Raw genomic sequence first — 14,848 nt, forward strand, 5'->3', positions numbered from 1 at the left:
GTCATTCCGACGTAGGCCGAGGAACAAATCCAGGCACTCCGGTCTCTACCACCGCGTTCAGCCGGATGCTGGTGGCGATACGCTCTTGCATCTCCTGCATGGCGTCTTGGGGCAGCGGAGAAATGTCGAAGTTCTCCTTGATGTGTGCCGGGTTGGTGGACGTGGTCAGCAATGCCGTACCGCGCTGCACGGCCCAAGCCAGCGCCACTTGCGCCGGCGTCTTGCCGACTTGCCATGCGATCGCCTTGATCACGGGGTCATCCACAATTTTTGGCTCCATGCCATGCCCCAAGGGCGCGAAGGCAAGTAACACAATGCCGTGTTGCTTGCAGAAATCGAACAGTTCCCATTCGGGCAGATAAGGGTGGCACTCGACCTGAACGATCGCGGGCTTGATACGCGCCACCGCAACAATCGCCTTTAGCTTCTCCAGCGTGATATCGGACAGCCCGATGGAGCGACATTTGCCCTCATCGACAAGACGCTCCATCGCTCGCCATGTCTCAACCAAGGTTACTTCCGTGTCGTAGATCAGCTCTCCACGCTCATTCGCCGGGAACAGCTCGTCACCAGGTTTGAACGCAAAAGGCGTATGCATCAAATAACAATCGAGATAGTCAAGCTGAAGACGCTGCAGGCTTGCTTCGAAGGCGGCCTTGACCCGATCAGGGCGGTGGTTGTTGTTCCATAGTTTGGTGGCCAGAAACAATGCTTCCCGCTTCACCACGCCCGCCCCCACGGCCTCCTTCACCGCATCACCCACCGCGCCCTCGGTTCGATAGAGTTCTGCGCTGTCGATGTGCCTGAATCCCACCTCCAATGCCGCCTTGACAGCTTGTTTGGCCGCGACAGGATCAGGGATCAGCGACCCAAACCCGAGAGCCGGAATGGCTCCGGATCCATGGACAAGGGGAATGGTTATATGACGAAGATCGCGAGGTGTACTCATGTTCGTGTTCTCTACTCGGTGATCTGGTCTGCACAGGAAAACCGGTTGCTATAGCCATTACGTCTCTTCAAACATCCAGATCGGTTGGGAATGGCATTCAACCGGTCGTTCACTTGGACTACGTGAATATTGAATTTTGTACAAACTCGAAAAATAATAAGCACCAGAATCACCTCAGGTCAAGTATTTTTATGCAAACCGGAACAAAAAAAGACAAGACTGCGAAAAGGCCACGCGGCCGGCCGCGCGCGTATGACCCGGAAACCGCGCTCAGGGCGGCTGCCGAAGCGTTCTGGAAGACGGGTTATTCAGGCACTTCCCTGGATGACATCTCCGCCGCGACCGGCATGAACCGGCCCAGCCTTAGTGCCGCTTTCGGCGACAAGCACGACATCTATGTCAAGGCGCTCAACGCTTACTGGGATCGTAAGCTTGCATCGATGCGTGCAGCGTTCGAGCTCGACGGTACCTTGGCCGAAACGCTGATGCGGGTTTATGACGCCGCGTTGTCCATCTATTTCTCAAGCAGCGATCAAGTGCTTGGATGTTTTGTGGTCGGCACGGCGATTACCGAGGCGCCTGTCGATCCGGAGATCCGCGGTATCGCCTCGAAAGGCTTTCATGCGCTCGATGCCGGGTTCGAGGCACGTTTCAAACTCGCGCGTGCCAGCGGGGAATTGAAGGGGGATGCCGATCCCAAAGCCCTCGCTCAATTCGCCTCCGCTACGATGCACAGCATGGCCATCCGGGCCCGTTCCGGCACCTCGCGCAATGAGCTGCGAAAGTTCGCGCAGAAAGCCGTGGCGATGATGTGCAGCGGCTCGTGACAGAGAGACTCCCAGACATCATCGCCGCACGTCTTGATGTGCTCTTCTGCGGAATCAAGCCCGGCATGACAGCGGCCGCAACGGGCATCACTTCACCGGGAGAAGTAATCGCTACTGGCGCGTGATCCATCTCGCAGGTTTCACGCCGATGGAAATATCGCCCTATTCCTCGATGCCCTAAGCGTAGGCTGGGATGGTAATCCCAGCTTTCCCTATGGCATTCCAATGCTGGGATTGCCATCCCAACCTACGCGCCAGATATAGGACACCGAACGTCCTATTTCCACTTTAGCTTGGATCCTCCCTACTCTTCTGCCCCATCCGCGGCCAGCCCCCATGACTTCAACGCCCACGCTCGCGCCCCCTTCCGACATCCCGACTCCGAATTCGATTAAAGACAACGCCGAGTGCATGGTCATCGAGCTGCGGCAATATACGCTGCACCCGGGCAAGCGGGACGCCTTGATCGAATTGTTCGAGTGCGAGTTTGTGGAATCCCAGGAGGCTTTGGGCATGCGCCTGCTCGGCCAGTTCCGTGACCTGGACGACCCGAACAAATTCGTGTGGCTGCGCGGATTCAAGGACATGCCCTCGCGCCAGGCAGGATTGACGAGTTTCTACACCGGTCCCGCTTGGATGGCGAACCGCAATGCCGCCAATGAGACGATGATTGATTCGGACAACGTCCTGCTGCTGAAGCCGGCCTGGACGGACTCGGGCTTGGCGCATCAACCGCTTCGCCGCGCCCCCGTCGGCAGGGGAGTCAATCCATCGGGCCTCGTCGACATGACCGTGTTCTCGCTGAAGGACGCCGCCGACCCGAGTTTGTTGAACTTTTGCCGTGAGGAAATGACCCGCGTTCTTGAGAACGCCGGCGCGCACGACGTTGCGTGGTACGTAACCGAGGACGCACCCAACAACTTTCCCCGGCTACCGGTTCGGACCGGCGAACACGTGTTGGTGGGGGTGGCCGTGTTTCATGACGTACAGAGCTATGACGCGTTTGTCATGTCGGGCACATGGTATCGATTGATCGCTCCAACCCTCAGCACCTGGTTGACGGGCAACACCCAATCCATGCGACTGACTCCCACACCACGCTCCAGCCTGCACGACTGACTAGCGGCTATCTCCTTCCCCGCGTTTCATTCATACTCGCTTGCACCCGCTTGACGAATATCCCCCCACTGCAAATGGATGGAAGGATAGGACATGAAGCTGTTGCCGAAAGCGCTGTTATTGGCGTCTGTTGTCGCTCCCGCTTGCTCGCTCGCTGCAGCCGCCATACCCGGGTCACCGGCAGACGCGCTTCCGTTACATGCGGCAGTTTCTCCCTTGCTCGGAAGCTGGTCGGTGGACATCTCGCGCCTGCCCATGCCACCGGCGCAACGCCCCAAGAGCGTCAGGTTTACCTTCAGCGATGCAGGTGCCGACAAGTGGACGGTACACGTCGATATCGTCTATGCGCCAGGCAATGAGGTCCATTCCGTTTCCACGTCCGCGCTCGATGGAACTGCCGCTGTCGTCCAGAACAGTCCCGAGGCCGATCGGGTGGCGTTGAAACAACCTTCACCCAATGTCCTGGTCATGGCGCTTGAGAAAGGCGACACCCTTGTTTCGACGCGAATCTATTCCGTCATGCCGGACGGTCGTAGCCTTGTCGAGACCGAGGTCTATCCCGGAGCCAAGGGTTTGCCCGTCATGAAGACGCACTACTTCACGCGCGCTCGCTAGATCATAGGGATGATCTCCCCGATGCTGTACCGGACAACAACATGTCCGGCCGTTTCCCACCGCGCCGGTTTCGGCTCGTCCCGACGCAGGTCCAAAGACTTGAAGTCGTGCCCATAACGCTGCACGCTCCGCGTTGAAATCCAGGGTCATGGACGGGAACGAGGATGAAGCAGCGGCATTTCGACCTGTTGGCGATAGCCGGCGTCTTTGTGGCCTACTCCATTACCATCCGGTTCGCTTTGCAAGCGGACGTACGCGGGAGTCTGCTTGGCGGTGTCGCCAACACGATTCCGGTAGTGATCTTCGGAGCAATGGTACGCCGCATTATCTTGCGCAGACTCATCGGCAAGCCCGCCGCCCTGCAGCTGTTGGCTCACCTTCCGCTTTGCGTCGCCTTTTCCGCCCTCTCTTATGGCTTGCTGATGGTTCTTCTAGGACTGCTGTTCGATGGCAGAGGATTTTCCGGCTTCCTGGTGAAACCCTTCTCTATCAGCGGAACGGCCTGGCAATCGCTGGAGAACGTGACGACTTATGCGCTTATCGCAGCCATGACCTACCTGCAGGCCCAATATCGACGCCATAACATGGTGCCCTCGGCGCCCGCGGAAGCAGCGCTGGTCCCGGAACAGCTCGCCCTGGCCGGAAACCTCGGGATGCGTGCGGCCCCGGACTACGCGGCCGTTCCGGTCACGCCTGCACTGGAGGAGCCCCCAAAGGAGCCCGACGACTCCCGCGCGAATGCCGACCTTTCTCGCTACTTCGTCCGGATCGGCGACGAACTTCGACCGATCGATCTGGATAGCGTGGTGAGCATCGGTGGCGCCGACGACTACGCCGAGGTCCGGACGCTTTCCGGCAAGCATCTCGTCCGCATGACGCTTGCGGAATTTACCAAATCGCTGGACCCGGCCAAATACGCCCGTGTGCATCGCTCATGGATCGTCAACGTCCACCGCATCGCCCGGGCGGAACCCGCCGGCGGCGGGCGCTTGCTCCTGCACATGGAAACCGGGCAGGTGATTTCGACCAGCCGCACGGGGGCCAGGCTGCTGCGCGACCGTGTCATTTGACCGTTCGCCGATCCGGAGTGCTCGTTCGCCGATTTTTCGACCGTTTTCCCTGGCCGCCCGGAATGATTCCCACTGCCTAGACACCACGCCCGACGACCGGTATCGGTCCGGGAAACTTGCGGGGAAAACCATCCAATGAACATATTCGCCTCCCTCATGCGGCCAGCGCCCAGGGCCCTGTTGCTTCTCACCCTCGTTGTACCCCTGCCCCTGTTTGCGCAGACGTATGCATGGACGGCGCCGGATGCGGCGGCTTCGCCAAAGGACGTATCGGACCTGGCCGCCCGGGTGCTGCGCGACTTCCCGGACGATCACAGCCTGGTAAATCTCGACGGCCGCTACCGGCTCGAACTGGCCGCCGGCCAGTACGAACAGGCGCTACGCAGCATGGCCACGCTGCGCGAGCGCTTGCGTAGCCAGGAGATCATTCCCACGCGCGCTGACTGGGTCACCGTGCCCTATGAGATCTACGCCCAAGCCCGGATAAACGAAGCGAGCGGCCATTTGGACGGCGCCCATGCCTATGACAAGGCATTTCGCGACCGCTTTGCCAAGCTGGACGACTGGCCCTCAGCGGAAGTCGCACGCACCTTCACTGAAACGGACCCAGCCGATCTTCGCGCCACTTTCCAGGCGGACCTGGAAACAGCAAAGGGGGCATCGCACCTCAATCAGGCCGATGCCGTTCGCCTGGTGAGCGACTATCTGGCTGCCACCGTTTTCAAGCAGGCGTCATCACTTGCACCGCCGCTCATCAAAGAGGACGACGCACGCCGATACATCACGCAGGAAAACATATTGATCAAGGAAGCCAACGGCGCCGGCGTCTGTGCCTACGTGATGCGCCCGAGAAAGGCAGGGCCGCTGCCAGCGCTGCTCGAATTCACCATCTATGCCTCGTCGCCCGAAGCGATCCGCGCCAGGGCTCGTTTGTCGGCGGCAAAAAATTATGTCAGCGTGCTCGGCTTTACACGCGGCAAAGTATGCAGCCCAGGTAAAGCTTCGGCCTACCTGACCGATGCGGACGACGCCAGCAGCCTGATCGACTGGATCAGCACCCAGCCGTGGAACGACGGTCGCGTGGGCATGTTCGGCGGCAGCTATAACGGCTTCACACAGTGGGCCGCTGCCAAACACATGCCAAAAGCATTGAAGGCGATCATGCCCAGTGCCCCGGTTGCCCCCGGCATCGATGTCCCGATGGAAGGCAACGTGTTCTGGAACTTCATTTATCCCTGGCCGTTTTTCACGCTCGACGGGAAATTCAACGACCAGACTACCTATGGCGATGCAAAACGCTGGCGACAACTGGACCAGTCCTGGTACGCGAGCGGCCGCGCCTACCGCGACCTGGACAAGATCGACGGGACGCCGAACCCCACCTTCGACGAATGGATCTCCCATCCGGCTTATGACAGCTATTGGCAAGGCATGATCCCGTATCGGACTCAATTCTCGCGCGTCACGATTCCCGTGCTGCTGGTGGCGGGCTACTACTACGGCGGCCCCGGTGCGGCGATCTACTACTTCCAGCAGTTGGAAAAGTATGCGCCCGCGTCGGAACACTATTTGCTGATCGGTCCCTATAACCACCTGCGCGCCCAGTATGGCGTCCTCGACGAGCAGGGCAACCTGATGGACGTTTTGGCCGGATTGCCCATCGACCCGGTGGCGCAGCTGGACCTTTATGAACTGCGCTACCAATGGTTTGACTATGTATTCAAGCATGCGCCCAAGCCCGTGCTGCTTGGAGACAAAGTCAACTATGAGGTGACCGGCGCGAACGTCTGGAAGCACGCACCATCCCTTTCCGCGATGGGCAATGCCAAGCTGCGCTTCTATCTAGGCCATGGTGCAGCAAAAGACCACGCCCTCACGCTCGATGAAAAGCTTCCTTCGGAAAAGAGCGCGGACATTCCCCTCACGGTAAACCTCGCCGACCGAAGCGACCTCAACCATCCGCCCATCGGAGGCGGCGTGGTGGACACTGCCGTGGACTCCAGCAACGGCTTGGTATTCGCCAGCCAACCGCTCGATAAGCCGACCGAACTGAGCGGCCTGTTTTCTGGCCAGCTCGATTTCACCACCAACAAGAAAGACTTCGACGTAGGTGTCGATCTGTACGAACTCACGCCCCAAGGCCGCTATGTGCAGCTCAGCCAGTACTGGAACCGCCTCAGCTATGCGGCAGACCGCACGCGGCGTCAGTTGCTGGTACCTGGCCGCGAGCAGCATCTCTTCGTTAACGGCAACCATCTGATGAGCCGCCAACTTCAGGCGGGCAGCCGCCTGGTCATGGTCTTGCGCGTCATCAAGGGTAGCGGTCAACAAATCAACTACGGCAGCGGCAAAGACGTCAGCGATGAAACCATCCAGGACGCCGGCGAACCGCTTTCGGTTCACTGGCTGACCAGCAGTTACATCGACGTACCCATGCGAAATCGCTGAACCAGCGCCCTGCGGGTATCCTGGATGAACTCGCACAATGTCTCGGGAGGACGATGGTATGAGCTTGCAAAGACGCCAATTGCTGCAAACCCTGTCATACGCGCTCGGGGCCAGCGTGATCCTGCCCCGCAATGAATCAGCCATGGCTGCGCCCAGTCCCCCGCAGCCGGCAAGTCACGCCACACCAGCGAAGGCAACTGCCAAACCAGTAGCAACCGTCTCGGGAACGGAAAAAGTGACCGGCATTGGAGGCTTGTTCTTCCGGGCCCATGATCCGGACGCCTTGGGACGCTGGTATCTGCAACACTTGGGGATCGCACTCACGCCAACAAGCAACGACGCCCCCGTTTGGCAACAAGAAGCCGGGCCGACTGTCTTCAGCCCCTTTCCCGAAAAGACCGGCTATTTCGGTGATCCTCAAAAGCTGTGGATGGTCAACTTTCGCGTGCGCAACCTCGACAAGATGATTGCGCAACTAAGAACGGCAGGCATTGAGGTCAAGCTTGACCCGCAGACTTATCCCAATGGGCGTTTCGCCCATCTGCACGACCCGGAAGGAAATCCCATCGAATTGTGGCAGCCTGCCTGATGCCATATGCGACTTAAGGTTCGTAGGCTGGGATGGCAATCCCAGCATCTGCACACTGCATGAAAAGCTGGGATTGTCATCCCAGCCTACGCGCTAAATATTGGACTTACAAAATCCGACGTGCGAATGTCGGTGGAATGTTGCAATCGATAGCCATGGGTGACGTTGAGATGGACGAACAAGTCGGGTATGCCAGCCCGGGCAACGACAAATCAGCCGCGCTTCGGGTGATGGCGCGAAGGTGCTTCACCGAGACTTTTTCGCACCTCTATGAGCCGGAGCCGTTTGCGCGATTCCTGGACGAGGTCTACGGCGATAGCGGATCCATGTCGAAAGACCTGCTCGATCCGGGCATGGAATGGCTCGTCGCCGAGATGCGCGGGGAGATCATAGGCTATGCCAAGCTTCGTCCACTTGCGGCTCCTGCGCCCAATCCGCGCAACGGTTCGTTAGAGCTGCAGCAGATTTATGTGCTACGTGAATGGCATGGGCGTGGGATTGCCGAACGCCTGATGCTCTGGGCGCTGGATCGTGCCCGCACGCTCGGTGCGCCAGAGATCTACCTCACCGTTTTTGATCACAACGAGCGGGCCAAACGCTTCTACGCACGGCACGGCTTCACCGAGGTTGGGCGCTGCACCTTTCAACTCGGCGACCGCATCGATGATGATCGCGTCTGGCGAAAGACGCTCTAAAGAATCGCGTCGTCATTCCGGCGAAACCCGTGGCGCCTCACAATAGCAAAGCTGTAATTTGTCCTTTTTACGCGTAGTGATTGACCAGGGCCGTCGATGCGTCGAGATAGAGCTGGCTGGTGCGAACCTCCGGGCTCAGCCGACGCAGCCCTTCGACCAATTGTTCACCCGCCTTCAGCAGCGCCTCGATCGGCATGGGATCCAGGCGTTCCAGCACAAACCACATCTGCGTGCTGTGTTCGGTGATGCGCGTCCGAATCCCCTGTCGCCAATTCCAACGCCGACAGGTGATGCCTCGCTCATCGCGCCAGATCACCTCGCCCTGCTCCGCGGTTTCAATCTTCGGCGCTCCCTCGGCGACTGTCTCGAAAGGTTCACTGCCCGATGCCCGAACCAGGCACGGAGAACCTTCGTACATCGCGGCATCCTCACCACCCACCGGCAGGGCGTAACGGACGCTGATGGCGTTGTAGAGATCCACGACAGCGTTGACCATTGGCAGCGACTGGTCACGCTGGGCTCGCTTGCGCAACGCCTCAGCCGAACACGGAGTGCGCTGCGGTTTGGCGCCGAAGGCGCGATAGGCATCACGCCACGCCGAGAGATGGGCTTCCGCCCAAGGCGCCGAGTCCAGCTCTCCGCAAGCGCTGCGCAGCAACTCACTACTACGCGCGTCACTGGAAGCGTTCCGCGCGTTTTCAGCGTAGATGCTCAGTGCCGTGAGGTCGGGGCGTAGCGCAAAGATGTCGGGGGCTATTGAGGGTACGAGTGGCATTTTGAGTTCGGGCCGAAGTTGGAATTGACCGGCAGACTGGACGCGTCCAAAATAAGCCAATGACCGACACAGTCAATATATTGACCGACGATACTCCAGCCCATGTTCCTGCACAAGCGGTGCAAGCGGCGATCGCGAGCCGCATTGCTTCACTGCGCAAACAGCGCGGACTGTCGTTCGATCAATTCGCCGCGATCTGCGGCGTAAGCAAGGGCATGCTGGTTCAGATCGAGCAGGGCAAGGCCAATCCAAGCATCGGCACGCTGTGCCGGATCGCTTCCGGACTGGGCGTGTCCGTGGCCGAACTGGTCGAGGTGGCCGAATCCGAAGATCGCCTGGTGCGCGTCGTTTCGCAGGCTGAGGCACCTACGTTATGGACGGGCCCTCACGGCGGCGCGGCTCGCTTATTGATCGGCTCGGACGGACCGGAGATGCTGGAACACTGGATGTGGGAGTTGCATCCCGGCGAGCGGTTTCAGGCGCATGCCCATCCAGCCGGTACGCAGGAGCTGTTTCACGTACTGGAGGGCGAGTTGCTGCTGGAACTCAGGGGCAGCCGCTTCAAAATCGGCAAGGGCAGCTCCGCGCACGCCCGCACCGATTGCGATCACGCCTACGCTTGTGCCGGCAAGAAGAAGCTCCGCTTCACCATGGTGGTCCTGGAACCTGGCCGCGATCGGCGCTTGACCTCAAAGACGGTTTAGCCGGCCATCGCTGCGTTTTTGGGCCGGAAGCAAGCGCTTCAATACATAGCGAAATGGCTTCATCCCTCCCCTTTCAACGCTGGCGCGCCAATTCCGCCAGCAAAAGCCGGATCGATGGCGACGCGGCGATAGCTGGCCGCGTAAAGGCCTGAACAACGCGAACGAGCGCGTGGTCCTTGGGGGTGCCGATACCCAAGTCGACCTTGCTTGAGCGTTCCAGCGCCAGCTGCGGGACAAAACCGACACCCAGCCCTGCCTCGATCATTTTCAACACCAGCTCATAGTCGTCGACGGCATGCACGATCCGCGGTACGAATCCTGCAGCGGCACAAGCGCGTTCCGCCAGCAGGCGATCGTCTGGTTGGCGCGACCCGACAATCCAGTCGTCCTGCGCAAACGCCGCCAAGTCGATGGAAGAACGCATGCGCGCCTTGGAACGCGGAAATGCCAGCAACACCGGCTCCCGAAACAGCTCTTGCGCGATCAAGACATCGTCTTTTGGTTTTGGAACAAGACTGTATGCAAACGTCACCGCCAGATGGCAGCGTCCCTCCCGCAGCGCAACGATGGCATCGTCGGGCTCCATCTCATGGAACACGATGTCGAGTTCGGGACATTGCGCTCGGACGCGAACGAGCGCGGGTAGCAAGTGGGCCGCCGCGAACGTTGCGAAACAGGCAATCACCCATTTGCCGGCCGGCCGCGTGCTTGCACCGCGCAGATCGAGTTCCGCTTTCTCCACGGCCCGCAAAATGGTCTCCGCATGCTCAGCCAGGCGGTCGCCGTCGGGTGTCAGGCGAACTCGCCGCCCAACCCGTTCCAGCAATCGCACCCCTGCCTCGCGCTCCAGTATGGCCAGATGCTGCGAGACTGCCGATGAAGTCAGCGCCAGGGATTCAGCCACGGCAGTCATCGTGCCGAGCCGGGCAAGTTCGCGAAACAGGCGTAGGCGGACCAGGTCAACCATAAAGTTTTACTTACCCATTTGATTAGCCCTATGAAGTAGAAGTTTGCAATAGCCTGGGTTAGTTTGCGAACACCGCTCCACCTCGGGCTCCATAATCGGGCAATGCAAACATGGCCAAGGTATCGCTGCTGGGCGTTCCGCATGACGCCAATTCCTCGTCCATGCGCGGCGCCGCCGAAGCACCACCGCTCATCCGCCAGGAGTTGTATAGCGATGCCTACAGCAGCTGGAGCGAAACGGGGATCGACTTGGGTGCACCCGGCAGACTCGTCGATCGCGGTGACGTGGCATTCGAGGCGGCGACCGATCCCTGGAAAAGCATCGAAGAACATGCCGATCGAATTTGCGGCTCCGGCGACCGCTTGATTTGCCTGGGTGGCGACCACGCCATCACGCATCCGATCATGCGCGCCGTGCGTCGGCATCACCCGCAGTTGACGATCCTGCACATCGATGCGCATGCCGATCTTTACGACTGTTACCAGGGCAATCCACGCTCCCACGCGTCTCCGTTCGCAAGAATCATGGAAGAGAGGCTGGCGGATCGCCTGATCCAGGTCGGCCTACGCACCGTCAATGATCATCACCGCGAGCAGTTCAAGCGGTTCGGCGTAGAGGTGATCGAGGCCGCCCAGTGTGGGGAATCTTTGCACATCCGGCTGGATACTCCCGTGTACATTTCGCTGGACATGGATGGGCTCGACCCCGCATATGCCCCTGGCGTATCGCACCGCGAACCCGGCGGCCTGTCGACCCGACAGGTGATCCGCCTGATTCAAAGCATCGATCAGCCCATCGTGGCCGCGGATATCGTCGAGTTCAATCCACGCAACGACATCGGCAACATGACCGCGACAGTTGTCGCGAAGCTGACGAAAGAAATTGCGGGCGTGATGTTGCGCTCCGCTCCAGTTTTCGTCACGAGCACGCCAGGCCGCCAAATGTGACCCACTGAAGGCCTCCACATCCAGGCAAGACCGTTCGCCTCGAATTTCTCAAAACGTAGACAGCGTCTTAGCTATCAGGCTGGATTAAGCTGGTATTTTCGTACCCGTTCCGCTTTTCCCTGCTCATGGCCGGTCGCTTGGCAGCAGAGGGGCGCTTTTTTGCTGCAGCAAGAGGCCTGTGAGGAGGTGATCGCGTGTCCAGCCTGGCCATCGGCAAAAACCAGAGACGTTCACCATCACTGCACACGGGTGATTTGAAGACACTTATGCAGCAATGTGATTGGTCGCGTTCCCCGCTCGGCCCGCCCGAAGCCTGGTCGCCAAGCCTCAAGACAACGGTCGGCATGATGCTTGCCGCCCAAGCTCAGATCGTGCTGTTTTGGGGGCCTGAATTCGTGGCTCTCTACAACGACGCCTACACGCCCACCATTGGCGACAAGCATCCGCGTGCGTTGGGACGCCCTGCCGTGGAAAGCTGGACCGAGCTTTGGGACGATCTGGGCCCGCTTCTGCGCGGCGTCCGCGAAACCGGCAAAACCTTTCACGCCAAAGATCGAGCTTTCTATATCGAGCGGCACGGCTACGGGGAAACGGTCTACTTCGATGTTTCGTATTCGGCGGTGCCCGAAGTGGACGGTACGGTAGGCGGCGTTCTGTGCATCGTTTCGGAAACGACTCAGCGAGTGCTTGGCACGCGCCGCCAAACAGCGCTGTTGGACCTGGAAGATCAACTAAGAACTGTCGGCGATGCCGAGGAGGCAAAGCAGATCGCCGCCAAGCTGTTGCAGCGCGAGCTGGCAGCTTCGAGCGTTCACTATTCGGACCTGGATAGTCCGGGCACGGAGCAGCACCTGGCCGGGCCAAGCCTCCTCGATCATTGCCGCACCACTGTTTTGGGCAACGCGCTCGGGGTAGAGACAAGCAGCGATACCTGTTTGCTCGATATTCCCGTCTTGCGAAACGGCCAAGTCGTGGGGCGATTTTCCATGGCCTGCGCTCCCTCGCGCTGCTGGACGGATGAGGAAGCTCAATTCGCCCGCTCAGTGGCCGAGCGCGCCTGGAGCGCCGCGGAACGCGTCAGGGCCGAAGCGCTCTTGCGCGAAAGTGAAGCGCGTCAACGGCGGGATGCCGAGCGCGTGCAATTGGCGCTTGCCGCAGGAGCGATTATCGGCACCTGGTATCTGGATCTGGCTACCTCACGGCTTCAATTGGATGAGTCGCTGGTGACCGCGCTCGGCCTGGACGAAGGCCCGAGACGGCAACACATTCACCTTTCGCAATTCGTTGCCTTGGTGCATCCCGACGACGCCGCCGGGATGCAGGCAACCATGCAGAAGGCGATCGAGCGCGGCGGCCTGTACATGCATCAACACCGGATCCGCCGCGCCGACGGCCGGTATTACTGGGTGGAAGCAAGCGGCAGAATCAACACGGAGGACGATGGCACGCCGCTGACCTTTCCAGGGGTGCTCATCGATATCGAGGAACGGCGCCAGACCGAGCAACGTATTGCGGCAAGTGAGGCGAAATATCGAACCCTTTTCGAGCAAATCGACGAAGGCTTCTGCGTCGTCGAACTGCTGGACGGCGAATATGGGCCGTTGAGCGATTACCGCCACCTGGAAGCCAACCCTGCTTTCTCGGCCAATACCGGCCTTCCCGACGTGATCGGCAAACGTCTGCGCGAGTTGTATCCGCAAGGCGTGGACGGCTGGATCGAAATCATCAGGCAAGTATTGCTTAGTGGCGAACCAGTACGCCTTGACCATGAACTTGCCGCGACAGGCCGCTACCTGGAGATTGCCGCCTTCCGGGCGGGACCGGTCGAGCGGCGCCGGGTGGCCATCCTGTTGAAGGACGTCACCGCGCGCAAACATGCAGAGGCCGAACTGCAACGCCTGAACCGGGAGTTGGAAGAACGGGTGGCGCAGGCGATCAACGAGCGGAAGGAAGCGCTTGCCCGCGTGCATGAAATGCAGAAGATGGAAACGATAGGACAACTGACCGGCGGCGTCGCGCACGATTTCAACAATCTGCTGACACCCATCGTGGGGGCGCTGGAAATGGTGGCGCGCCTGCAGGATGGCGATGAGCGCATCAAGCGGCTGACCACAGCCGGGCTCCAGGCTGCCGAGCGCGCGCGCACGTTGGTTCAACGACTGCTCGCTTTCGCGCGGCGTCAACACCTTCAGGCACGACCCACCCCTATCCGCAACCTGGTATGCGGTATGGAAGACTTGCTGACCCGTTCGCTCGGACCACAGATCCGCCTGGAAATCGACTGCGCCGCCAAACTTCCGCAGGCCATGACCGACCCTAACCAGCTCGAACTGGCGCTGTTGAATCTGGCTGTCAACGCTCGTGACGCCATGCCGAACGGTGGCGTATTGAAGATTGCCGTGACCGAACAAAGCGTCGAAGGGCATTCGAAGCTGGCTGCGGGCCGCTACGTTCGGATTGCGGTCTCCGATACCGGGCTCGGCATGGACGCCCAAACGATGCGGCGTGCGGTCGAACCGTTCTTCACCACGAAAACCACAGGCCAAGGTACCGGGCTTGGCTTGTCCATGGTGCATGGGTTTGCGGCGCAATTGGGCGGGGATTTTTCCCTGACCAGCGAACCGGGACATGGCACTACGGCCAGCTTGTGGCTACCCGCGTCCACGGAGCCGATGACTGACGAACCAGCACGCATCGCGGTTAAAGCCGAGCTGCGACGTGTGCCGGCGACACCCGTACTGCTGGTCGATGATGAGGAACTAGTTCGACTCGGCACCGCCGAGATGCTGTCGGATGCGGGCTACGTAGTGCAGCAAGTCGCTTCCGGCCACGAAGCCTTGGCCATGTTGGCCAAGGACATCGAAGTGAAAGTCCTTATCACCGATTACGCCATGCCGGGCATGACCGGTGTCGAGCTGGCCCATCGTGTCAACCAACTTCGCCCCACGCTACCTGTTCTGATGATCACCGGCTTCGCTGCCATGGATGGGCAAGCGATTGGCGAACTGCCGCGGCTATCCAAGCCGTTTCGGCAAATCGAGCTGGTGGACACTGTTGCGAGCCTGCTCGAACAGACGGGGCGCGGCTAGACGCACGGAGCAAATCGGGCGGATTGCTCCTGGTCCCTTGTATTCCGGGCCGTG

General features: G+C 60.0%; 13 protein-coding genes. 10 read left to right on the top strand and 3 right to left on the bottom strand.

The genetic code is table 11. The features are described 5' to 3' along the window. Window position 1: 1 nt before the first annotated feature. A complete protein-coding gene (locus QQJ96_RS11870; protein ID WP_284332215.1) occupies window positions 2–949 on the bottom strand; it encodes an aldo/keto reductase in 948 nt (315 codons plus the stop codon). A gap of 122 nt (window positions 950–1,071) precedes the next feature. Between QQJ96_RS11870 and QQJ96_RS11875 the strand changes: the two genes are divergently transcribed. From QQJ96_RS11875 to QQJ96_RS11905, 7 genes are all read left to right on the top strand, one after another. Further along, window positions 1,072–1,776: a TetR/AcrR family transcriptional regulator gene (locus QQJ96_RS11875; protein ID WP_284332255.1), complete on the top strand. Its 705-nt coding sequence runs from the start codon at window positions 1,072–1,074 to the stop codon at window positions 1,774–1,776. A 336-nt stretch (window positions 1,777–2,112) separates the two neighbouring features. Continuing rightward, complete coding sequence (locus tag QQJ96_RS11880; RefSeq protein WP_284332216.1) at window positions 2,113–2,895, top strand: NIPSNAP family protein; 783 nt, start codon at window positions 2,113–2,115, stop codon at window positions 2,893–2,895. A gap of 93 nt (window positions 2,896–2,988) precedes the next feature. Then, complete coding sequence (locus tag QQJ96_RS11885; protein WP_284332217.1) at window positions 2,989–3,510, top strand: hypothetical protein; 522 nt, start codon at window positions 2,989–2,991, stop codon at window positions 3,508–3,510. A gap of 164 nt (window positions 3,511–3,674) precedes the next feature. Continuing rightward, a complete protein-coding gene (locus QQJ96_RS11890; protein WP_284332218.1) occupies window positions 3,675–4,580 on the top strand; it encodes a LytR/AlgR family response regulator transcription factor in 906 nt (301 codons plus the stop codon). A 135-nt stretch (window positions 4,581–4,715) separates the two neighbouring features. Continuing rightward, window positions 4,716–7,028, top strand: a complete 2,313-nt coding sequence (locus QQJ96_RS11895) for a CocE/NonD family hydrolase (RefSeq protein ID WP_284332219.1) — start codon at window positions 4,716–4,718, stop codon at window positions 7,026–7,028. 37 nt (window positions 7,029–7,065) lie between these two features. Continuing rightward, entirely contained in the window at window positions 7,066–7,617 is a 552-nt protein-coding gene (locus QQJ96_RS11900) for a VOC family protein (protein WP_284332220.1), read from the top strand. Between the two features lie 170 nt (window positions 7,618–7,787). Further along, window positions 7,788–8,312, top strand: a complete 525-nt coding sequence (locus QQJ96_RS11905) for a GNAT family N-acetyltransferase (protein WP_284332221.1) — start codon at window positions 7,788–7,790, stop codon at window positions 8,310–8,312. Window positions 8,313–8,379: 67 nt separating this feature from the next. Here QQJ96_RS11905 and QQJ96_RS11910 read toward each other — a convergent pair whose 3' ends face one another. Next, window positions 8,380–9,087 (bottom strand): B3/B4 domain-containing protein, encoded by a 708-nt coding sequence (locus QQJ96_RS11910; RefSeq protein WP_284332222.1) that lies wholly within the window; start codon window positions 9,085–9,087, stop codon window positions 8,380–8,382. Between the two features lie 59 nt (window positions 9,088–9,146). Here QQJ96_RS11910 and QQJ96_RS11915 point away from each other — a divergent pair, with 59 nt between their 5' ends. Then, on the top strand, window positions 9,147–9,791 hold the full coding sequence (locus tag QQJ96_RS11915) for a helix-turn-helix domain-containing protein (protein WP_284332223.1): 645 nt from the start codon (window positions 9,147–9,149) through the stop codon (window positions 9,789–9,791). Window positions 9,792–9,864: 73 nt separating this feature from the next. On the opposite strand, the gene QQJ96_RS11920 is transcribed toward QQJ96_RS11915, so the two are convergent. Next, the gene (locus tag QQJ96_RS11920; RefSeq protein ID WP_284332224.1) at window positions 9,865–10,758 is read right to left on the bottom strand and encodes a LysR family transcriptional regulator; all 894 of its coding nucleotides are present in this window, start codon (window positions 10,756–10,758) and stop codon (window positions 9,865–9,867) included. A gap of 110 nt (window positions 10,759–10,868) precedes the next feature. On the opposite strand from QQJ96_RS11920, the gene speB reads away from it, so the two are divergent. Both speB and QQJ96_RS11930 read left to right on the top strand, forming a co-directional pair. Then, window positions 10,869–11,705 (top strand): agmatinase, encoded by an 837-nt coding sequence (gene speB / locus QQJ96_RS11925; RefSeq protein ID WP_284332225.1) that lies wholly within the window; start codon window positions 10,869–10,871, stop codon window positions 11,703–11,705. Between the two features lie 266 nt (window positions 11,706–11,971). After that, the gene (locus QQJ96_RS11930; protein WP_284332226.1) at window positions 11,972–14,794 is read left to right on the top strand and encodes an ATP-binding protein; all 2,823 of its coding nucleotides are present in this window, start codon (window positions 11,972–11,974) and stop codon (window positions 14,792–14,794) included. The last annotated feature ends 54 nt before the right edge of the window (window positions 14,795–14,848 follow it).

The organism is Dyella flagellata (genome assembly GCF_030160275.1).
Lineage (GTDB): Bacteria > Pseudomonadota > Gammaproteobacteria > Xanthomonadales > Rhodanobacteraceae > Dyella_B > Dyella_B flagellata.